Annotated in this window: 4 protein-coding genes and 1 pseudogene; 1 reads left to right on the top strand and 4 read right to left on the bottom strand. The window is 71.0% G+C overall.

Annotation, left to right across the window (positions count from 1 at the left end; all coding sequences use genetic code 11):
• Nucleotide 1: 1 nt before the first annotated feature.
• Nucleotides 2–2,779 (bottom strand): annotated as a pseudogene (locus B1H19_RS08880) (non-ribosomal peptide synthetase); the annotation flags it as partial.
• Complete coding sequence (locus B1H19_RS08875; RefSeq protein ID WP_107425920.1) at nt 2,728–18,180, bottom strand: non-ribosomal peptide synthetase; 15,453 nt, start codon at nt 18,178–18,180, stop codon at nt 2,728–2,730. The gene B1H19_RS08875 and the pseudogene B1H19_RS08880, both read right to left, overlap by 52 nt.
• A 263-nt stretch (nt 18,181–18,443) precedes the next feature.
• Between B1H19_RS08875 and B1H19_RS08870 the strand changes: the two genes are divergently transcribed.
• Nucleotides 18,444–19,208, top strand: a complete 765-nt coding sequence (locus B1H19_RS08870) for a thioesterase II family protein (protein WP_083104071.1) — start codon at nt 18,444–18,446, stop codon at nt 19,206–19,208.
• Between the two features lie 57 nt (nt 19,209–19,265).
• Here B1H19_RS08870 and B1H19_RS08865 read toward each other — a convergent pair whose 3' ends face one another.
• Together B1H19_RS08865 and B1H19_RS08860 are read right to left on the bottom strand one after the other, a co-directional pair.
• Nucleotides 19,266–20,573 (bottom strand): glycosyltransferase 87 family protein, encoded by a 1,308-nt coding sequence (locus B1H19_RS08865; protein WP_237289232.1) that lies wholly within the window; start codon nt 20,571–20,573, stop codon nt 19,266–19,268.
• Nucleotides 20,574–20,680: 107 nt separating this feature from the next.
• Nucleotides 20,681–22,759, bottom strand: coding sequence for an AfsR/SARP family transcriptional regulator (locus B1H19_RS08860; protein ID WP_237289785.1), 2,079 nt, complete (start codon nt 22,757–22,759; stop codon nt 20,681–20,683).
• Between the last annotated feature and the right edge of the window lie 311 nt (nt 22,760–23,070).

Here is a 23,070-nt window from a genome sequence, read left to right as displayed (position 1 = left end):
ACTCCGGCAGCCGCCCGGCCAGATGCGCCTTCAGCTCCGCGGTGTCCGGCACCGCCGCGCCGGCCGGCGCGAGATAGGCCACCAGCCGCTTCCCGCCGGGCGCCTCCTCGCGGACCACCACGGCCGCCTGCCCCACCGACGGATGCGCCGCCAGCACGGTTTCGATCTCACCGGGCTCGATCCGGAAGCCGCGGACCTTGACCTGGTCGTCGGCCCGGCCCAGGTATTCGAGCCGGCCGTCGGCCCGCCAGCGCGCCAGGTCACCGGTGCGATACATCCGCCGCCCCGGCTCGCCGAACGGGTTGGCCACGAACCGCTCGGCGGTCAGCCGCGGTTGGTCCAGATACCCGCGGGCCAGCTGGCTGCCCGCGAGGTAGAGCTCGCCGGGCACGCCCGCCGCCACCGGCCGCAGCGCCGCATCCAGCACATAGACCTGGGTGTTCCAGATCGGACCGCCGAGCGGTGGCACGGCGGGCCAGTCGGCGACCTGCGCGGGCAGCGCATACGAGGTGACCACATGGGTTTCGGTGGGCCCGTAGTGGTTGTGCAGCCGCCGCCGCGGCTCCCCGGCGTACAGGTCGCGCAACTGCCCGCTGAGCACCAGCGCCTCACCGGCCTGGGCGATCCCCGACAGCGCGGGCAGGCCCGAGCCCTGCTCGGCGGCGGCCTCGGCCACCGCGTCGATGACCAGGTTGGGCGCGTACAGCTCGTTGATCCCCTGCGCCTCCAGCCAGCGTGTGAACGCCGCGGCGTCCCGGCGGATGTCGTCGGGCGGGATCACCAGGGTCGCGCCGTGCAGCAGCGCCGAGAGGGTCTCCTGCACCGCCACGTCGAAGCCGATCGCGGTGAACTGCGCCACCCGGCGCCCCGGCCCGCCGGGCACCGCCTGCGCATGCCAGGCCAGCAGGTTGACCATCGCACCGCCCGGCATCACCACGCCCTTGGGGACGCCGGTGGAGCCCGAGGTGTAGATCACGTACGCCGGATGGGCGGCCAGCAGCGGGGTGCCGCGGTCGGCATCGGTGGGATCGGTGGCCGGCCGGGCCTCCAGCGCACCGGCGGTGGCCGGGTCGTCGACCAGCACCCGCACCGCCCCCGGCGTCGAGGGCAGTTCCCCGACGATCTTCCGGTGCGTCACCACACCCACCGGCGACGCGCTCGCCAGCATCCGGGTCACGCGGTCGGCGGGCAGGTCCGGATCGACGGGCAGATAGGCGGCGCCCGTCTTGAGGACGGCCAGGATCGCGGTGACCAGATCGGCGGAGCGGGGCAGCGCGAGCGCGACGACCCGCTCCGGGCCGACGCCCTGGGCCAGGAGGTGATGCGCCAGCCGGTTGGCACGGGCGTTCAGCTCGGCATACGTCCACACCGTGGCGCCGTCCTCGACGGCCGCGGCCTGCGGGGTGCGCGCCGCCTGCGCCTGGAACAGCTCCGGCAGCGTCGCCGCGGGCACCGGATGCGCCGTGTCGTTCCACTCGACGAGGATCCGGTGGCGTTCCGCCGCACCGAGCACGTCCAGTTCCGTCAGCGGCCGGGTGGCGTCCGCGACGGCGGCTCGCAGCAGACGCTCCAGCCGGGCGGTGAGCTCCCGGGCGGTGGACCGGTCGAAGAGGTCCGTCGCGAACTCCAGCGCACCGGTCATCCCGGCGGCGGCGCCGTCCGGCGTGTGCTGCTCGGCGATGTGGAAGGTCAGATCGAACTTCGCGGCGAAGGAGGTGAACTCGTCGTCGGAGACCTCCAGCCCCTGCATCGCGAAGTCGCCCTCGGCCTTGTTGGCCAGCACCAACATCACCTGGAACAGCGGGTGGTGTGCCAGCGACCGAGTCGGATTGACGATCTCCACCAGCCGCTCGAAGGGCACGTCCTGGTGCGCGTAGGCCGCCAGGTCCGTCTCCCGTACCCGGTCCACCAGCTCGGCGAACGTGGGGTCGCCGGAGGTGTCGGTGCGCAGGACGAGCGTGTTGACGAAGAACCCGACCAGGTCCTCCAGCGCATCGTCCGTACGCCCGGCGATCGGTGAACCGATCGGGATGTCGCTGCCCGCACCGAGCTGCGTCAGCAGCGCGGCGAGACCCGCCTGGAGGATCATGAACACGCTCGCCCGGTGTTCCCGCGCCAGCCGCATGATCCCCTCGTGCAGCTCGGCATCGAAGGCGAAGTCGACGTCCTCGCCCCGATACCCGGCCACGGCCGGCCGGGGCCGGTCGGTCGGCAGCTCCAGCCGGTCCGGAATACCGGCCAACTGCTCCTGCCAGTAGCCGACCTGAGTGCTGATCAGGCTCTCCGGGTCACTCTCGTCACCGAGGATCTCCCGCTGCCACAGCGTGTAGTCGGCGTACTGCACCGGGAGGGGCTCCCACTGCGGAGCCGCACCCGCACACCGCGCCGCATACGCCACCGACAGATCGAGGGACAGCGGGTCCGTGGACCAGCCGTCGCTGACGATGTGATGGGCCAGCAGCAGCAGTACGTGCTCGTCCGGCGCCGTCCGGAAGAGCCACACCCGCAGGGGCAGCTCGTTCACCAGGTCGAAGGCATGCCGCCCGGCCTCGGCCACCCGCTGCCGCACCTGCTCGCGGTCGGTCGTGACGACCTCGATGGTCGGCCGGGCGGCGTCACCTTCGAGGATGTGCTGGTAGGGCGTGCCGTCGGCCTCACGGAACACCGTCCGCAGGGTCTCGTGCCGCCGCGCCAGGTCGTGGATCGCCTCGCGTAGTGCGTCGACGTTCAGTTCGCCGGTGAGGCGCAGGACCATGGGGACGTTGTAGGTGGCGCTGGGTCCTTCGAGTTGGTGGAGGAACCAGAGGCGGCGTTGTGCGTAGGAGAGGGGGGTGTGGTCGGGGCGGGGTTGGGGGGTGAGGGGGTGCGTGCTTGGGCTGCGTGGGTGAGTCGGGTGGCTATTCCGGCGATGGTGGGTGCTTCGAAGAGGTCGCGGACGGTGAGTTCGGCGCCGAAGGTGGTGCGGATGCGGCTGAGGAGGCGTACGGCGGAGAGGGAGTGTCCGCCGTGGTCGAAGAAGTTGTCGTGGATGTCGAGGGTGGGGAGGTTGAGGGTGTGGGCGAAGAGTCCGCTGAGGATTTCTTCTTGGGGGGTGGGCTTGCGGCGTCGTGCCGGTGTGGTGGAGGTGGAGTTGTGTGCCTCGGTGTCGGTGAGGAGGTGGAGGTTTCCGTCGGTGGTCCAGCGTGCCGTGGTGCCCGTGGGGTAGATGAGTGAGTCGGTCGGGCCGAAGGGGTCGGTCAGGCAGGCGTCGGTGGTGATCGTCTGTCCGTTGAGGAGGGTGCCGTTCAGGGTGGTGCCGGCGAGGTGGAGCTGGCCGGTGACGCCGACCGGGACGGGCTGAAGGTCCTGGTCGAGGACGTAGAGGCGGGTCTGCTCCGGCAGGGTGGTGCCGTCGGGCAGCTGCCGTACGGCACTGGGCCAGGTGTCGAGGAGCTGCTCGCGCTCGCCGGGGGTGAGGATGTCCAGGTCCGCGATCGGCCGCGACGCATCCGCAACGGCCGCCCGGATCAGACGCTCCAGCCGCGCGGTGATCGCCGCCACGGAAGCCCGGTCGAACAGGTCCGTGGCGTAGTCCACCGTTCCCGCCATCCCGGCGGGCCGGCCGTCGGCCGCGGCCTTCTCCTCCAGCCCGAATTCCAGGTCGAACTTCGAGGTGGCGGAACCCGAGGCCTCCAGGCTGCCGTCGAGCCCGGCCAGCGGCACATCGGCGGACGCGGCCTCGAAGCTCAACATCACCTGGAACAGCGGGTGGTGCCCGAGCGACCGGGTCGGATTGACGATCTCCACCAGCCGCTCGAACGGCACGTCCTGGTGCGCGTAGGCCGCCAGACCGGTCTCCCGTACCCGGCCGAGGAGTTCGGCGAAGGTCGGGTTGCCGGAGGTGTCCGTACGCAGCACGAGGGTGTTGATGAAGAACCCGACGAGGTCGTCGAGTGCCTCGTCCGTGCGTCCGGCGGTCGGCGAGCCGATCGGGATGTCGGTGCCCGCCCCGAGCCGCGTCAGCAGCGCCGCCAGGGCCGCCTGTACGACCATGAACACACCCGCCTGGTGCTCCCGCGCCAGCCGGGTGACGCCCTCGTGCAACTCGGGACCCCAGAAGAAGTCGAGGCTCTCGCCCCGGTAGCTGGCCTCCGCCGGCCGCGGCCGGTCGGTCGGCAGTTCCAGCAGCTCCGGCATCTCGGTCAACTGCTCCTGCCAGTAGGCGACCTGACCGGCAATCAGGCTTCCGGAGTCGCTCTCGTCCCCGAGGGTCTCGCGCTGCCACAGCGTGTAGTCGGCATACTGCACCGGCAGCGGCGCCCACTGCGGTGCCGCGCCCTCGCTTCGTGCGGCATAGGCGGTCGCCAGGTCGCGGGCGAGCGGAGCCATCGACCAGCCGTCGCTGGCGATGTGGTGCGCCAGGAGCAACAGCACCCGCTCATCCGGTGCGGTCTCGAAAAGCCAGGCCCGCAGCGGGAGTTCGCTCGTCAGGTCGAAGGCGTGCGCGGAAGCCCGCTCGATCGCCTCCGCCAGCCACCCGGCGTCCGTACGGACGCACTCGACCGGCGGCCGGGCGGCGTCACCTTCGAGCACCCGCTGGTACGGCGTGCCGTCGACCTCCGGGAAGACCGTCCGCAGGGACTCGTGCCGCGCGGCCAGATCGGCCATCGCCTCGCGCAGCGCGGCGACGTCCGGCTCTCCGCTCAGCCGCAGCCGCATCGGCACGTTGTAGGTCGCGCTCGGCCCCTCCAGCTGGTGCAGAAACCACAGGCGGCGCTGGGCGAAGGACAGCGGTACGCGCTCGGGCCGCTCCATCGGCGCCAGCGCGGTACGGCCGCCCACCGCGGTGCCGACACGCTCGGCGAGACCCGCGACGGTCGGCGCCTCGAAGAGGTCGCGGACGGCGAGCTCCACGCCGAAGGCCGAGCGCACCCGGCTGACGAGACGCATCGCCAGGAGCGAGTGCCCGCCGAGGTCGAAGAAGTTGTCGTCGGTGCCGACCCGCTCCACGCCGAGGGTCTCGGCGAAGACGCCGCACAGGATCTCCTCCTGCGCCGTGCGTGGCGCTCTGCCGCCCTCGCTGCCGGTGAACTCCGGTGCGGGCAGCGCCTTGTGGTCGAGCTTCTCGTTCGGCGTCAGCGGCAGCGCCGCCAGCACGACGAACGCCGACGGCACCATGTAGTCCGGCAGCGCCTTCGCCGCCCGCTCCCGCAGAGTGGCCGGGTCCACGCCGTCCTCGGACGTCTCCGCGGGCACCACATAGGCCACGATGCGCTGGTCGCCGGGCCGGTCCTCCCGTACGACCACCGCCACCCGGCCGACCGTCGGATGCGCGGCGAGCACGTTCTGGATCTCGCCGTGCTCGATCCGGAAGCCGCGGACCTTGACCTGGTCGTCGGAGCGGCCGACGAACTCCAGCTCGCCGTCGGCACGCCGTACGACCAGGTCACCGGTGCGGTACATCCGTGCACCGGGCGCGCCGAACGGATTGGCGACGAAGCGGGACGCGGTCAGCTCGGGGCGGCGCAGATAACCGCGGGCCAGCCGGGCACCGGCCACATACAGCTCGCCGGGAACCCCGACCGGCACCGGCCGCAGCGCGGCGTCCAGCACATAGACCTGGGTGTTCCAGCCGGGCCGGCCGATCGCCGGGGAAACGGCGCCGGAGAGCGGGCCGCTGACCGTCACCCATACCGTGGCCTCGGTCGGGCCGTAGGCGTTGAACATCCCGCGCCCCGCGGACCAGCGCGCCGCGACCTCGCCGGGCACGGAGTCACCGCCGACGATCAGCGTGCGCAGCAGGGGCAGCGGGCGCATCGGCATGCTCGCCAGCGCCGCCGGCGACATCTGCGCATGGCTGATGCGCAGATCGTCCAGCACACCGGCCAGTTCCTCACCCGCGAGCGGGCCCGCCTGCGCGACCACCAGGCAGGCGCCCGACCGGAGCGCCATCCACATCTCGAACACCGAGGGGTCGAAGCTCGGCGAGGCGAGCTGGAGCACCCGGCTGTCGCCGGTCAGCTGCCAGCGGTCGGCGACATCGGCCGCGAAACCGTTCACCGCCTGATGCGAGACGACGACGCCCTTGGGGCGGCCGGTGGAGCCGGAGGTGTAGATGAGGTAGGCGGGGTGGCCCGGGAGCAGTGCGGTGGTGCGGTCGGCGTCAAGCGGATTGGAGTCGCCCGAGTGGGTTGTGCCTTGGGCGCCGTCGCCAAGGGCGTCGACGGTGAGCATCGGCAGCCCGGTACCCGGCAGCCCGGCGACGGTGTCCCGATCGGTGAGGAGCAGGGCGGGCCGCGCGTCCTCGAGGATGTAGGCGATGCGCTCGGCGGGGTAGTGCGGGTCGACGGGCAGGTAGGCGGCACCGGCCTTGAGGACGGCGAGGATGCTGACGATCAGGTCGGCGGAGCGGGGCAGCGCGAGCGCGACGATCTGCTCGGGCCCGATGCCCTTACCGATGAGGAGACGGGCCAGCCGGTTGGCACGGGCATTGAGCTCGGCGTACGTGAACCGGCCGCCCTGGTGCTCCAGCGCCGGGGCGTCCGGAGTCCGCGCCACCTGCGCCTCGAACAGCTCCGGCAGCGTGGCCTCCGCGACCTCCCGACCGGTGTCGTTCCACCCGTTGAGCAGCAGCTCACGCTCCTCACCCGACAGGATCTCGATCTCTCCGATCGGCCGAGCCGCATCCGCCGCGGCCGCCCTCAGCAGCGCTTCCAGCCGTACGGCGATGGTGTGCGCGGTCCGCCGGTCGAAGAGATCGGTGGCGAACTCGACGACCCCCTGCATACCGGCGGCATCGCCGCCCTCACCGAACCGCTCCCCGAGGCTGAAGGTCAGATCGACCTTCGCGATCCCCGCATGGACATCGTCGTCCTCGGTGGCCACCAGTCCCCGCATCGCGAAGTCGCCCTCGGCGGCGTTCTGGAGGACGAGCATCACCTGGAAGAGCGGGTGGTGCGCCAGCGACCGGGTCGGATTGACGATCTCCACCAGCCGCTCGAACGGCACGTCCTGGTGGGCGTAGGCCGCCAGGTCCGTCTCCCTGACCCGGCCCAGGAGTTCGGCGAACGATGGATCGCCCGCGGTGTCGGTACGCAGCACCAGCGTGTTGACGAAGAACCCGACGAGGTCGTCGAGCGCATCGTCGGTCCGTCCGGCGATGGCGGAGCCCAGGGGAATATCGGTGCCCGCGCCGAGCCGGGTGAGCAGCGCGGCGACACCGGCCTGGACGACCATGAACACACTGACCTGGTGCTCGCGCGCCAGCCGGATGAGGCCGTCGTGCAGCCCGGCGTCCCAGGCGAACGGAACGCTGTCACCCCGGTGACTGGCCGCGGCCGGCCGCGGCCGGTCGATCGGAAGCTCCAACTGCTCGGGCAGTGCCGTCAGTTGCCGCCGCCAGTAGTCGATCTGCCCGGCGATGACGCTGTCGGGGTCGCTCTCGTCGCCGAGGATCTCGCGCTGCCAGAGGGTGTAGTCCGCGTACTGGACCGGCAGCGGCGTCCACTGGGGGGCGGCGCCGTCGCAGCGGGCCGCATAGGCGGTGGCGAGGTCCTGGGCGAGGGGGCCCATGGACCACCCGTCGCTGGCGATGTGATGCGCCAGGATCACCAGGGTGTGCTCGTTCTTCGCCTCGGTGCCGAACACCCATACCCGCAGCGGGAGTTCACCGGTGAGATCGAACGTGTGACGAGCGGCGGCGGCGATGTGCACGTCGAGCTGCTCGGCGTCGGTCGTGACGACCTCGATGGTCGGCCGGGCGGCGTCACCTTCGAGGATGTGCTGGTAGGGCGTGCCGTCGGTCTCCGGGAAGACGGTCCGGAGCGACTCATGACGCTCGGTGAGGTCGTGGATCGCCTCGCGTAGTGCGTCGACGTTCAGTTCGCCGGTGAGGCGCAGGACCATGGGGACGTTGTAGGTGGCGCTGGGTCCTTCGAGTTGGTGGAGGAACCAGAGGCGGCGTTGTGCGGGGGAGAGGGGGGTGTGGTCGGGGCGGGGTTGGGGGGTGAGGGGGGTGCGTGCTTGGGCTGCGTGGGTGAGTCGGGTGGCTATTCCGGCGATGGTGGGTGCTTCGAAGAGGTCGCGGACGGTGAGTTCGGCGCCGAAGGTGGTGCGGATGCGGCTGAGGAGGCGTACGGCGGAGAGGGAGTGTCCGCCGTGGTCGAAGAAGTTGTCGTGGATGTCGAGGGTGGGGAGGTTGAGGGTGTGGGCGAAGAGTCCGCTGAGGATTTCTTCTTGGGGGGTGGGCTTGCGGCGTCGTGCCGGTGCGGTGGAGGAAGCGGTGGTGTTCTGCGCCTCGGTGTCGGTGTCGGTGAGGAGGTGGAGGTTTCCGTCGGTGGTCCAGCGTGCCGTGGTGCCCGTGGGGTAGAGGAGTGAGTCGGTCGGGCCGAAGGGGTCGGTCAGGCAGGCGTCGGTGGTGATCGTCTGTCCGTTGAGGAGGGTGCCGTTCAGGGCGGTGCCGGCGAGGTGGAGCTGGCCGGTGACGCCGACCGGGACGGGCTGAAGGTCCTGGTCGAGGACGTAGAGGCGGGTCTGCTCCGGCAGGGTGGTGCCGTCGGGCAGTTGGCGTACGGCGCGGGGCCAGGTGTCGAGGAGCTGCTCGCGCTCGACCGGGGTGAGGATGTCCAGGTCCGCGATCGGCCGCGACGCATCCGCAACGACAGCGCGCAGCAGGCGCTCCAGCCGGGCGGCCATCGATGCGGCGGTCCCACGGTCGAACAGATCCGTCGCGTAGTCCACCGTTCCCGCCATCCCGGCGGGCCGGCCGTCGGCCGCGATCTTCTCCTCCAGGACGAATTCCATATCGAGCTTGGAGGTTTTGGCGTCCACCTGCTCCAGGCGGCTGTTCAGCCCGGCGATCGGCACATCGGCGCCGGTGGCCTCGAAGCTCAGCATCACCTGGAAGAGCGGGTTGTACGCCAGGGACCGCACCGGGTTGACGAGTTCGACGAGCCGGTCGAAGGGGACGTCCTGGTGGGTGTACGCGGCGAGGTCCATTTCCCGTACCCGGCCGAGGAGTTCGGCGAAGGTCGGGTTGCCGGACGTGTCGGTGCGCAGTACCAGGGTGTTGATGAAGAATCCGACGAGGTCGTCCAGCGCGTCGTCGGTGCGTCCGGCGATGGGGGAACCGAGGGGGATGTCGGTGCCCGCGCCGAGCCGCGTCAGCAGCGTCGCAAGTGCGGCCTGGACGACCATGAAGACACTGGTCCGGTGCTCGCGCGCCAGGCGGGTGATGTCTGTGTGGAGTTGGGTGTCCCAGGTGAAGGGGACGCTGTCGCCGTGGTGGCTGGCGGTGGCGGGTCGGGGCCGGTCGGTGGGCAGTTCGAGGCACTCGGGGAGGGCGGCGAGCTGCTGCTTCCAGTAGGCGATCTGCCCGGCGATGACGCTGTCGGGGTCGTTTTCGTCGCCGAGGATGTCGCGCTGCCAGAGGGTGTAGTCCGCGTACTGGACGGGCAGCGGCGTCCACTGGGGGGCGGTGCCGTCGCAGCGGGCCGCATAGGCGGTGGCGAGGTCCTGGGCGAGGGGGCCCATGGACCAGCCGTCGCTGGCGATGTGATGCGCCAGGATCAGCAGCGTGTGCTCGTTCTTCTCCCTGGTGCTGAACACCCAGGCACGCAGCGGGAGTTCACTCGTGAGTCGGAAGGTGTGGCGGGCGGCAGCGGCGATCCGCTCGTCGAGATGTGCGGCGTCGGTCGTGACGACCTCGATGGTCGGCCGGGCGGCGTCGCCTTCGAGGATGTGCTGGTAGGGCGTGCCGTCGGTCTCCGGGAAGACGGTCCGGAGGGTTTCGTGGCGCTCGGTGAGGTCGTGGATCGCGTCGCGCAGGGCGTCGATGTTCAGCGCCCCGGTGAGTCGTAGGAGCAGCGGGACGTTGTAGGTCGCGCTCGGCCCCTCCAACTGGTGCAGGAACCAAAGCCGTTGCTGGGCGAAGGACAGCGGCGTGTGCTCGGGCCGCGACTGGGGGACGAGGGGCGTGCGCGCCGCGCCGGCGTGCTGGAGGCGCGCGGCGAGGGCGACAACGGTGGGTGCCTCGAAAAGGTCGCGCACGCTCAGTTCGGTGTTGAGGGTGGCGCGAATACGGCTGACGAGGCGGGTGGCGAGGAGGGAGTGTCCGCCGAGGTCGAAGAAGTTGTCGTCGATGCCGATGCGTTCCGCGCCGAGGGTTTCGGCGAAGGCATGGCAGAGGAGCTCTTCGTGGGTGTTGCGCGGGGCGCGGGTGGTCGTGGTGGGGGTCAGCTCGGGCGCGGGGAGGGCCTTGTGGTCGAGCTTTCCGTTGGGGGTGAGGGGGAGGGTGGTGAGGGTGAGGACGGTGCTGGGGACCATGTAGTCGGGCAGTGCGCGAGTGGTGTGTTCGCGCAGTCCGGCCAGGGTCGTGTCACCCTCCCGGGCAGGGACGATGTAGGCGACGAGCCTTTGGTCGCCGGGTTGGTCCTCGCGGACGATCACTGCGGCCTGGCGTACCTCGGGGTGGCTGGTGAGAACGGCTTCGATTTCGCCGAGTTCGATGCGGTGGCCGCGGAGTTTGACTTGGTGGTCGACGCGTCCGATGAATTCGAGGTGTCCGTCGGTGCGGCGTCGGGCGAGGTCGCCGCTGCGGTACATGCGGCTGCCGGGGGTTCCGTGGGGGTTGGCGACGAAGCGGTTGGCGGTGAGGTCGGGTCGGTTCAGGTATCCGCGGGCGAGGAGGTTGCCGGCGATGTAGAGCTCTCCGGTGACGCCGGTGGGGACGGGTTGGAGGTGGGTGTCGAGGATGTGGATCTGGGTGTTCCAGATGGGGTGGCCGATGGTGATGGTGCCGGTGGGGGCTGTCTGTCCGGGTGTGATGGGGAACTGGGTGCAGCCGACGGTGGTTTCGGTGGGTCCGTATTCGTTGATGACGGTGACGTCGGGGTGGGCGGCGCGCCATTCGTCGAGCGCCTCGCCGAGGAGTGCCTCGCCGCCGAGGACGAGCTGCTCGGTCGGCGAGACATCGGCGGGAAGGTTCTTGAGGAGCGTCAGGTGGGAGGGGGTGGCCTTGACGAAGGTGGGCCGCTGGTCGAGCTGCGGCGCAGCGCCCTCGTCCAGGTCGGTGAGGTGTGCGCATCCGCCGAGGGTCAGGGGTCCGAGCAGGCCGGTGACGGTGAGGTCGAAGGCGAGGGGGGAGTGGACGAGTGCCCGTCCGCTCATCGCGGGGTAGGCGGAGTGGGCCCAGGACAGGTAGAGGTTCAGTGACCGGTGTTCGACCACGACGCCCTTGGGCCGCCCGGTCGAACCAGACGTGTAGATCACGAACGCGGGGTGGGAGGTCCGGGCCTCGCTCACCCGGTCCGCATCCGTCGGATTGGCGGTGGGGCTCCCGGCAGCCAGCCGAAGGGTGGCGGTGTCGTCGACAGCGATGACGGTCATACCGTCGACGGACGGAACGTACTGAGCACTTGCGGTGTCGGTCAGGGCCAGAACGGGCGAGACATCGTTGAGCATGTACGCGATGCGCTCGGCAGGGTACGAAAGGTCGATCGGCACATACGCCGCGCCGGTCTTGGTGACGGCGAGGATCGCCACGGCCGCCTCGATCGTCCGCGGCAGGGCGATGGCAACGAACTGTTCCGGGCCGGCGCCCTGGGCGATCAGGTGGTGGGCGAGCTGGTTGGCGCGGGCGTTGAGTTCGGCATACGTCAGCCGGGTGCCCTCGTGCTCCAGGGCCTGGGCGTCCGGTGTGCGTGCCACCTGGGCTTCGAACAGCTCGGCAAGGGTCGCGTCGGGGACGTCGCGGGCGGTGGCGTTCCAGCCGTTGACCAGCTGCTCCCGCTCCTCCGCCGCCAGGATGTCGATCTCCGCGAGCGGGCGTGAGGCGTCCGCTACGGCCGCCCGCAGTAGGCGTTCCAGCCGGGCCGCGATCGCCTGGGCGCTCTCGCGGTCGAAGAGGTCGCTGGCGAACTCCACCGACCCCCGGATACCTGCGGGCGCACCCGCCCCGTCCCGCTGCTCCTCCACGTCGAAGGAGAGGTCGAACTTGGCCGACGTCACGCCCAGGGCATAGTCCTGCGCGGTCAGTCCGGGCAGCTGCACCACGGCGTCGTTGTTCTGGAAGGTGAGCATCACCTGGTACAGCGGGTGGTGCGCCAGGGAGCGGGTGGGGTTGACGATCTCGACCAGCCGCTCGAACGGCACGTCCTGATGGGTGTACGCCGCCAGGTCCGTCTCGCGTACCCGCGCGAGGAGTTCGGCAAAGGTCGGGTTCCCGGAGGTGTCAGTGCGCAGTACGAGGGTGTTGATGAAGAAGCCGACGAGGTCGTCGAGCGCGTCGTCGGTGCGTCCGGCGATGGCGGAGCCGATGGGGATGTCGGTCCCGGCACCAAGTCGGGTGAGCAGCGCCGCGATACCGGCCTGCACGATCATGAACACGCTGACCTGGTTTTCGCGCGCTAGGCGGGTGATGCCCTCGTGCAGGTCGGCGTCCCAGGTGAACGGAATGGTCTCGCCGAGGTAGCTGGCGACGGCGGGTCGCGGGCGGTCCGTCGGGAGTTCCAACTGCTCGGGGAGTGCGGTCAGTTGGTGCTGCCAGTAGTCGATCTGTCTGGCGATGACGCTGTCGGGGTCGTTCTCGTCGCCCAGGACCTCGCGCTGCCACAGCGTGTAGTCGCCGTACTGCACGGTCAGTGGTGCCCACTGTGGTGCGGTGCCTTCGCGGCGGGCGGTGTAGGCGGTGGAGAGGTCGTTGACGAGGGGGGCGAGGGAGGCGCCGTCGCTGACGATGTGGTGGGCGAGGAGCAGGACGAGGTGGTCGTCGGTGCTCAGGGTGAAGACCCAGGCGCGTAGGGGGAGGTCGGTGGTGAGGTCGAAGGTGTGGGAGATGGCCTGGTCGACGGCGGTGTCCAGGTCCTCCTCGCTGAGGTGGACGACGTCGATCGTCGGCCGGGCGGCGTCGCCTTCGAGAATGTGCTGGTAGGGGGTGCCGTCCGCTTCCGGGAAGACGGTCCGCAGGGACTCATGGCGCTCGACGAGGTCGTGGATCGCCGTGCGCAGGGCCTCGACATCGAGTGCACCGGACAGTCGCAGCGGCATCGGCACGTTGTACGTCGCACTCGGCCCCTCCAACTGGTTGAGGAACCAGAGCCGTTGCTGGGCGTACGCGAGAGGCACGCGATCCGGACGGACCTTCGGCGTAAGCGGCGTACGCGCCCGTCCGGCGTCATGGAGGCGGGTGGCGAGAGTGGCAACCGTAGGCGCTTCGAAGAGGTCGCGGACGGCGAGTTCGGCACCGAACGTGGTGCGGATGCGGCTGATGAGGCGGGTGGCGAGGAGGGAGTGTCCGCCGAGGTCGAAGAAGTTGTCGTCGATGCCGATGCGTTCCGCGCCGAGGGTCTCGGCGAAGACGCCGCACAGGATTTCCTCCTGCGCCGTACGGGGGCCTCGTCCACCATCCGCGCCGGTGAACTCCGGTGCGGGCAGGGCCTTGTGGTCGAGCTTTCCGTTCGGGGTGAGCGGCAGAGTGTCGAGGGGGAGGAAGGCGCTGGGGACCATGTAGTCGGGTAGTGCGCGAGTGGCGTGTTCGCGCAGGTCGCCCAGGGCTGTGTCACCTTCCTGCGTGGGCACGATGTAGGCGACGAGCCTTTGGTCTCCCGGCTGGTCTTCGCGGACGATCACTGCGGCCTGGCGTACCTCGGGGTGGCTGGTGAGGACGGCTTCGATTTCGCCGAGTTCGATGCGGTGGCCGCGGAGTTTGACTTGGTGGTCGACGCGTCCGATGAATTCGAGGTGTCCGTCGGTGCGGCGTCGGGCGAGGTCGCCGCTGCGGTACATGCGGCTGCCGGGGGTGCCGTGAGGGTTGGCGACGAAGCGGTTGGCGGTGAGGTCGGGTCGGTTCAGGTATCCGCGGGCGAGGAGGTTGCCGGCGATGTAGAGCTCTCCGGTGACGCCGGTGGGGACGGGTTGGAGGTGGGCGTCGAGGATGTGGATCTGGGTGTTCCAGATGGGGTGGCCGATGGTGATGGTGCCGGTGGGGGCCTCCTGTCCGGGTGTGATGCGGAACTGGGTGCAGCCGACGGTGGTTTCGGTGGGTCCGTATTCGTTGATGACGGTGACACCCGGGTGCTGGGCACGCCATTCGTCCAGCGCCTCGCCGAGCAGTGCCTCGCCGCCCAGGACGAGCTGCTCGGTCGGCGAGACATCGGCCGGAAGGCTCTTGAGCAGCGTCAAGTGCGAAGGCGTGGCCTTGACGAAGGTGGGCCGCTGGTCGAGCTGCGGCGCAGCGCCCTCGTCCAGGTCGGTCAGTTGCGCACATCCACCCAGCGTCAAAGGCCCGAGCAGACCGGTGACGGTGAGGTCGAAGGCAAGCGGAGAGTGGACCAGTGCCCGTCCGCTCATCGCCGGGTAGGCAGAATGCGCCCAGGACAGGTACAGGTTGAGCGACCGGTGTTCGACCACGACGCCCTTGGGCCGCCCGGTCGAACCAGACGTGTAGATCACGAACGCGGGGTGGGAGGTCCGGGCCTCGCTCACCCGGTCCGCATCCGTCGGATTGGCAACGGAGAGCCCGTCGGTGCGGATGTCCTCGACAGTGAGGGTGGTCAGCCCCGTGTCGGGGATCCGTCCGGCCGTCTTCTTGTCGGTGATGAGCAGCGCGGGCCGTGCATCGCCGAGCACGTAGGCGATGCGGTCGACGGGATAATCCGGGTCGATGGGCAGATACGCAGCTCCCGCCTTGGTGACGGCAAGGATCGCCACCGCAGCCTCGACACAGCGGGGCAGCGCAATCGCAACGAACCGCTCCGGGCCGACGCCCTGCGCGATCAGGTGGTGCGCGAACTGGTTGGCGCGGGCGTTGAGCTCCGCATACGTCAGCCGGGCGCCCTCGTGCTCCAGTGCCTGGGCGTCCGGGGTCCGTGCCACCTGAGCCTCGAACAGCTCGGCAAGCGTCGCGTCGGGGACATCACGACCGGTGGCGTTCCAGCCGTTGACCAGCTGGTCCCGCTCCTGCGCCGCCAGGATGTCGATCTCCGCGAGCGGGCGTGAGGCGTCCGCCACCACCGCCCGCAGCAGTCGTTCCAGCCGGGCCGCGATCGCCTCGGCGCTCTCGCGGTCGAAGAGATCGGTGGCGAACTCCACCGACCCCCGCATCCCCGCGGGGGCACCCGCCCCGTCCTGCTGTTCCTCCACGTCGAAGGAGAGGTCGAACTTGGCCGACGCCATGCCCAGCGCGTAGTCCTGCGCGGTCAGTCCGGGCAGCCGCACCGCGGCGTCGTTGTTCTGGAAGGTGAGCATCACCTGGAAGAGCGGGTGGTGTGCCAGGGAGCGGGTGGGGTTGACGATCTCCACCAGGCGCTCGAACGGCACGTCCTGGTGGCTGTACGCGGCAAGGTCCGTTTCCCGTACACGGCCCAGGAGTTCGGCGAAGGTCGGGTTGCCGGAGGTGTCGGTGCGCAGCACCAGCGTGTTGACGAAGAAGCCGACCAGGTCGTCGAGCGCGTCGTCGGTGCGTCCGGCAATGGCCGAGCCGAGGGGGATGTCGGTGCCGGCGCCGAGCCGGGTCAGCAGGGTCGCCAGTGCGGCCTGCACGACCATGAACACACTCGCCTGGTTCTCCCGCGCCAGGCGGGTGATGCCCTCGTGCAGGTCGGCGTCCCAGGTGAAGGGGAGGGTGTCGCCCCGGTGGCTGGCCACGGCGGGCCGCGGGCGGTCGGTGGGGAGTTCCAACTGCTCGGGAAGTCCGGTCAGTTGGTGCCGCCAGTAGGTGATCTGTTCGGCGATGACGCTGTCGGGGTCGTTCTCGTCGCCCAGGACCTCGCGCTGCCACAGCGTGTAGTCCGCGTACTGGACCGGCAGCGGCGCCCACTGCGGGGCGGTGCCGTCGCAACGGGCCGTATAGGCGGCCGACAGATCGCGGAGGAACGGGTCCGTCGACCAGCCGTCGCCGGCGATGTGATGGGTCAGGACGAGCAGGACGTGCCGATCGGGCGCCGTGCTGAACAGCCAGATACGCAGCGGCAGTTCGGCCGACAGATCGAAGAGGTGGCCGGCCGCTTCCTCGATCGCCGCGGCGACGTCGTCGGGGGTGGTGTGGGCGACCTGGATCACGGGCCGGGCGGCGTCGCCGGACAGCACCCGCTGGTGCGGGACGCCGTCGGTCTCGGGGAAGACGGTGCGCAGGGACTCGTGGCGGTCCACGAGATCGGCCATCGCCGCGCGCAGTGCGTCGAGGTCCACCGCCCCGGACAGCCGCAGCGCCATCGGCAGGTTGTATGTCGCGCTCGGCCCCTCCAGCTGGTGCAGGAACCACAGCCGCCGCTGCGCGAACGACAGCGGTATGCGCTCGGGCCGCTCCACCGGTGCCAGCGCGGCCCGCGCTCCGGCGGCGTCGTCGAGCCGGTCGGCGACACCCGCGACGGTCGGGGCCTCGAAGAGGTCGCGGACGGCGAGTTCGGCGCCGAACGTGGTGCGGATGCGGCTGATGAGGCGGGTGGCGAGGAGGGAGTGTCCGCCGAGGTCGAAGAAGTTGTCGTCGATCCCGACCCGCTCCACGCCGAGGACCTCGCCGAAGAAGCCGCAGAGGATCTCCTCCCGTGCGGTGCGCGGGCGGCGCGCGGCGGGCGTGGCGGGCAGCTCGGGTGCCGGGAGGGCCTTGCGGTCCACCTTGCCGTTCGGGTTGAGGGGGAAGGAGGCGAGCTGAAGGAAGGAGGCGGGGACCATGTACGCGGGCAGTGCACGCGCCGCCCGGTCCCGCAGGCCGGCCGTGTCCAGCTGGACGTCGGCGTCGACCGGGACGACATAGGCGGTGATCCGCTGGTCACCGGGCCGGTCCTCACGGACGATGACCACGCACTGCGCCACGCTCGCATCCGCGAGGATCACCGACTCGATCTCGCCGAGTTCGATGCGGTAGCCGCGGACCTTGACCTGGAAGTCGACCCGGCCCAGATAGTCCAGCTGCCCGTCCGCCCGCCACTTCGCCAGGTCGCCGGTGCGGTACATCCGCTCGCCGGGGGCGCCGAACGGGCTGGCCACGAAGCGTCCGGCCGTCATCCCGGGCTGGTGGAGATAGCCCCGGGCCAGTCCGTGACCGGTGATGTAGAGCTCTCCGGGGGTGCCCACCGGGACGGGGCGCAGCGCGGAGTCCAGGACGTGCATCTGCATATTGCCGATCGGCCGGCCGATCGGCGCGGCCCCTTCACCGGTGACCTCGGCGAACGTCGACCAGACGGTGGTCTCCGTCGGGCCGTAGAGGTTGGTGACGGACGCGGCGAGTTCGGTCATCCGGCGCGACAGGGCGGGCGGCATGGCCTCCGCGCCGACGAGGATCCGCAGCCCGCGTAGGGCGTCGGAATGCTGGGAGACGAGGCCCTGCCACAGCGAGGGCGTCGCCTGCATGAGGGTCGCGCCGGAGGTGGTGAGCAGCTCGGCCAGCTGTGCGGCGTCGCGTACCTGCTCGGAGGTGGCGATCACCACCGAGGCGCCCGAGGTCAGCGGCAGATGGATGTCCAGGCCCGCGATGTCGAAGGCGACGGTCGCCACGGCGAGGAACCGGTCCGCGGGCCGCGGCGCGATCAGGTCCTTCATCGCCGCCAGGAAGTTGACGAAGTTCCCGGTGGTGATCACCACGCCCTTGGGGCGGCCGGTGGACCCGGAGGTGTAGATGGCGTACGCGGGGTGGCCGAGCAAGGGGTTCCCGAGGAGTTCGCCGTCCGTCAGGTCGGTGTCCGGCAGGGCGGTGAGGGCGGCCCGGGTCGCCGCGTCGTCGGTGACCAGCAGGCGGTCGGCGTCGACGGGCAGGTTCGCCACGGTGCTCGTGGCGGCGAGCACGCAGACGGGACGCGCGTCGGACAGGATGTGGCCGATACGGTCGGCCGGATGCCCGGGGTCGACGGGCAGATAGGCCGCGCCGGTCTTCACCACCGCCAGCAGCGCCACCGGCAGTTCCACGGTCCGCGGCAGGGCCACCGCCACATAGCTCTCCGGCCCGGCACCGCGGGCGATCAGCCGGCGCGCCAGCCGGTTGGCCCGGGAGTTCAGCTCCGCGTACGACAGCCGGGCCTCGCCGCAGATCACCGCGTCGGCGTCGGGTGTCAACGCGACCTGGGCCTCGAACAGTTCCCGCAGGCTCCGCGCGGGCACCTCGCACGCGGTGTCGTTCCACCCGGCCAACACGCGCAGGAGCTCCGCCGTGTCCATGGCAGGAAGCTGCCCGCCCGGCAGATCAGAACCGTGCATCGATGCTCCAGCCATGCCGCTGACTCCTAGTGCGTTCGTAATGAGGCCATGGGCGCGTGTGACGGATCGGCCCGCGTTCTGGTGACCCGGCGCGGCACGAAGGGTCCTCGCCACTCCCGCAAGTCCCCGCGTAGTACGCCAGTCTGCGAAGGTAAGCGGCTCACCTTTCGTCTCGTTATCACGGGTACTTCGCGGTGTGACCTGGCAGAACGCGGTATGCGGGATCGGCCGGGACGGGCGATAGGACGCCGATAACCCCGGTCCCTAGGCTCCCGCGCATGGCTCTTTCTTCCGGCTCCCTCTCCACCCGGTGGCTGCGGACGTTCCGACCGGTGGCCGCGCCCCGGCTGCGGCTCGTCTGCTTCCCGCACGCCGGCGGTACGGCGAGTTTCTTCCGCGCCTGGCACCAGCACCTTCCCGCCGACTGGGAGGTGAGCGCGGTGCGTTATCCGGGCCGGGAGGAGCGCATCGCCGAGCCCGACAGCACGAGCATGGCGGAGCTCGCCGGTCAGCTCGCCGATGCGCTGACCCCCTGCATGACGCCGCGCACCGTCTTTTTCGGCCACAGCATGGGGGCGTCCGTGGCGCACGAGGTCGCGGCCCTGCTCGCCGGGCGCGGGGCGACGGGACCGGCGGCGCTGCTCGTCTCCGGCCGGGCCGCACCGCACCGCCTGCGGCGTCTGACCACCGGCGACCTCACCGATGAGGAACTCCAGGCCAAGGTCAGCCAACTGGGCGGCCCCGGGGCGGAGCTGCTGCTCGACCCCGAGCTGCGCGACCTGGTCCTGCCGCCGATCCGTGCGGACTACCGGCTGCTCGAAGCGTATGTCGACGGCGCCAAGGCCCCCGCCGTCGACGTCCCCGTCGTCGCCTACTTCGGGGAGGACGACCCCGGGCCCACCCCCGACGACGTCCGGGCCTGGGCGGAGCTGACCACGGCCGGCTGCGAGGTACGCGGGTTCAGGGGCGATCACTTCTATCTCGTCCCGCACGAGGCCGAGTTGCTCCGCGACCTCCGCGAGCGGCTCACCGCCCTCGGGTAACGCGGGCGGAGGGCGGCGCGGCCGTGCGGTCGCGCCGTCCTCCAGATCGCCGGCCGCTCAAGGACGGGTCGACGCCGCCCGGACGCGCGGCAACGGGTCGCAGAGAACGGCCGACCGCGCGACCGTCCGCGGCCGCCGCGCCCCGTCGGCCCACCGCGCCCACACCATCAGCACGAGGGGCAGCGCGAGATAGCCGAACCGTCCGGCGGGCGCGAGCAGGAAGGCCACGCTCAGACCGGCCGACAGCCGGTCCACGGCCGCGACGATGCCGGACGGCGGCCGCAGGACGAGGGAGACGGTCACCGCCACCGCCCCCAGCAGGAGCAGGCCGACCGTCACATACCAGCCGCCGGGGACGAGTTCGGCGATCAGATGCCCGGGCAGGGGACTGTCGGCCGGGGTGCGCACCGCGCCCTGCCCCGTCGGAAAGGCCAGTACCTGCTCCACCATCGCCGCGGGGGAGAGCAACGCGCCGGGAAGCACGAGAACCAGCGTGCCGGCCAGCGAGGCTCCCGCACACCGCAGGGCAGGCCGGGCCCCGCCCGCTGCCGCGAGCACGGCCACCGCGACCGCGACGGCCGGCAGCGCCGTCCACTTCAGGGAGCAGGCGACGGCGAGCACCAGTCCCGCCGCCAGCGGCCGACGGCGCACCGCCAGCGCAAGTCCCAGACCGCACAGCCCGGTCAGCGGAAGATCGACGCCGCTGACGCACAGCGGCATCGCCACTACGGGAGAGGCCACCAGCGCCGTCATCGCCATCCGGTACCGGGCGCCGTGGCCGGGGGAGTGGCCGGGCCCGCCCCAGGTCCGCCGCCGCAGTACCACCCGTCCCGCCTGAAGGCAGAGCAGAAACATCGCCGCGCACCACAGACGGGCATCGCCCAGCAGCTGCGTCACCCCGTTCCCGTCCCCCAGCAGCGCCCTCGGCACCCCGAACACCGCCATCCCCGGCAGATACGGCGTGTACTCCGCGACGTTCTGCGGGTGCGGCAGATAGGGCGTGCCCTGGCTGATCAGGAGCAGCCCGGAACGCTCGATCACCCCGACCTCGCTCTGCGCCCGGCCGGTCAGGACCAGGTACAGCAGCGGCAGGGCGACGGCCCCGGTCAGCGCGCATCCCAGCGCCACGGACCGCGCACGCGGCCGGGGCAGCAGACATCCGACCAGCGCCGCCCCCACATATCCCACCCCGGCGCACAGACCCCATGACCGGTGGGTCTCCAGGCGGGTCGACAGCGCGAGCGTGGCCGCGAATCCGGCCGCCAGCAGCCATCCCCCGCCCCAGACCAGTCGGCGGTCCCACCCCTGAACGGTCCGCCACACGGTTGCGGCGGCCGTCTTCTTCTCCCCGTTACGTATCAGCACATTCCCTATCTTCCGCTACCGGATCAGGGCAGGTCATGACGGGTAGGGCGAGACTTCGTGGTGGGGTTGTCCCCAGCACGAGGTCCCGCCTCCGGCTTACCGCCCGGTCAGCCGCAACGGCTGGACACCCAGGGCCCCATCAGCGTCGCCGTGAGATCCCTGCCGAGTCCGTCCATCCCACACAGGGTGGCCTGGTCGATCACCGAGATCAGGGCGGGCCGCTCGGCGGCCAGCCAGTCGGACGGCGAGGCCGTCAGCTTGTCGAGCAGGGCCGGGTCGATCAGCCGGCGCAGTACGGAAGCGCGCAGCGGCGGGCTGCCGTGGCCGCTCTCCTGTCGGCGGGCGTGGTCGGCGATCGTCAGCCAGCAGCGGAACGCCCGGCCCAGCGCCTCCCGCAGCTCGGCGTCGTCGCCGTCCCGTTGTGCGACCTCCCGTGCGAAGAGCCGGGAGAGCCCGCGGAAGCGGTAACGCGGCTGACCGGTGGCATCGAAACCCGCGGTGTGCAGGAGGTGGGCGTCGACGAGCCGTTCCATCAGACGCTCCGCCGTATCGGTGTGCTCGTCGAGCAGCGCCGCCCCCACCCAGCTCGCGAAGTCCGGTGCGTCCAGCAGCCCGAGCCGCTGGTAGAGCACCGCGGCCTGCCACGGCAGGTTCCGGTAGGCGAGCTCGAAACCGGACCGTACCGGGGACTCGCCCGAGCTGAGTTCGTCCAGCCGCAGACGCTCGTTGTCGAGCCGGGAGACCAGGTGCCCGACCGGCCAGTGCGGTTTGGCCGCCAGTTTCGCCGCGGCGATCCGTACGGTCAGCGGCAGCCGGTCGCACAGCTCGACGAGCCGCTCGGCGTCCGGGCCGGCCGCGCTCACCCGTTCCTCGCCGATGAGGCGCGCCAGCAGCGCGGTCGACTCCTGCCGGGACAGCGCGTCGAGGTCGATACGGACCGCACCGTGGCGGACCATCAGCGCTTCCACCTGGCCGCGGCTGGTCACCAGGACACAGGAGCGCGAACTGCCGGGAATCAGGGCCTGGATCTGGTCGAACGTCCGGACGTCGTCCAGCACGATCAGCACCCGGCGGTCGGCCAGCAGACTGCGATAGAGCGCGATGCGCTGGTGGATGTCGTCGGGGACGTCCGCCTCCGCAACGCCCAGGGACCGCAGGAACCAGCCGAGCACCGCCTCGGCGGTGGCGGGGCCGTGGGTCTCGTCGTGCCCCCGCATATCGGCGAACAGCAGACCGTCGGGGAAGCGGTCGGCGACCCGGTGCGCCCAATGGACGGCCAGGCCCGTCTTGCCCACCCCCGGGCTGCCGGTGATCAGCCCCGCCGCGAGCGGCCCGGGCTCCCCCTGGTCGTGCAGGAGGCCGTCGAGCTCGGCGAGCTGCGCGGTCCGGCCGCCGAAGTCCGGTACCCCCGCGGGCAGTTCGCTCGGCGTGCCGCGCTCCTCGGCCGGGCTCGCGGGTGCCGCCGCGGGGGCGGCGAGCGCGGGGTCGTCCCGCAGGATCGCATCGTGCAGCCGTTGCAGTTCGGGCCCGGGCTCCAGACCGAGGCTCCGGACGAACTGCTCGCGCCCTTCCCGGAAGGTCTCCATGGCCTCCGCCCGCCGGCCGACCCGGTACTGGGCGAGCATCAGCGCGCCGCGGGCACGCTCGCGCAGCGGGTGGTCCCGGACGACGGAGAGCAGGTCCGGCAGAAGGTCCCGATGATGGCCGAGTTCCAACTTGACGGCCACATGGGCGTCGAAGGTGGCGAGCCGGAGCTCCTCCAGACGCTCCGTCTCGTCTTCCACCAGCGTGCCGGCCACCCCCGCGAGCGCCGGTCCCCGCCACAGTGCGAGCGCCTCCTCGTACCACTGCGCCGCGTCCGCCGTACGGTGCTCCCGGACGGCCTCCTGGGCCCTCGCGGTGAGCTGCTCGAACTCGACGGCGTCGACGTAGTGGTTCTCCAGCGCGAACAGATACCCGGGGTGTGCCGTGACGATGACCTCGGTGTCGCAGCCCTCGGACTTGAACCGCTTGCGCAGCGCGGCGATGCAGATCGCCACCTGGGTACGCGCGGTGGCGGGCGGCCGGCCGTTCCATACGGTCTCCACCAGCGTGTCGACGGAGACTATTCTGCCGGGATTCAGTAAAAGCAGCGAGAGGATGCTGCGCTGCCGAGCGCCCCCAATGGCAATCCGCCGTCCGTCCATTGTCACCGTGAGCGCACCCAGTATGGTGAATTTGAGCTGTTCCCCCATGGCTTCCCCCCGAAGCTGATCATTCGCGACTCAACGGCACGCAGATCGTGGTCAGGGACCCGCATGCGGTAGCTGCTCGTGGTGCTGGTGCTGCTCATGTGGAGTTCTGGATACTAGCCCTCCCGGGAGCGATTGAGAACTTCGCATTCCCGCTGGCCATGTCCGGCGAGGAGAATCTTCGTATGGACTTAAGCGTTCCGTATCGCCCGTCGGTACGGGGGTGGGGGGTCCGACACGTCGCACTGAAGGTACTCCCGGAAGGC

The organism is Streptomyces gilvosporeus, from assembly GCF_002082195.1.
GTDB classification, from domain to species: Bacteria; Actinomycetota; Actinomycetes; order Streptomycetales; family Streptomycetaceae; genus Streptomyces; species Streptomyces gilvosporeus.
The sequence above is the reverse complement of the archived record's forward strand: the minus strand, read 5'-3'. Positions and strand labels throughout refer to the sequence as shown.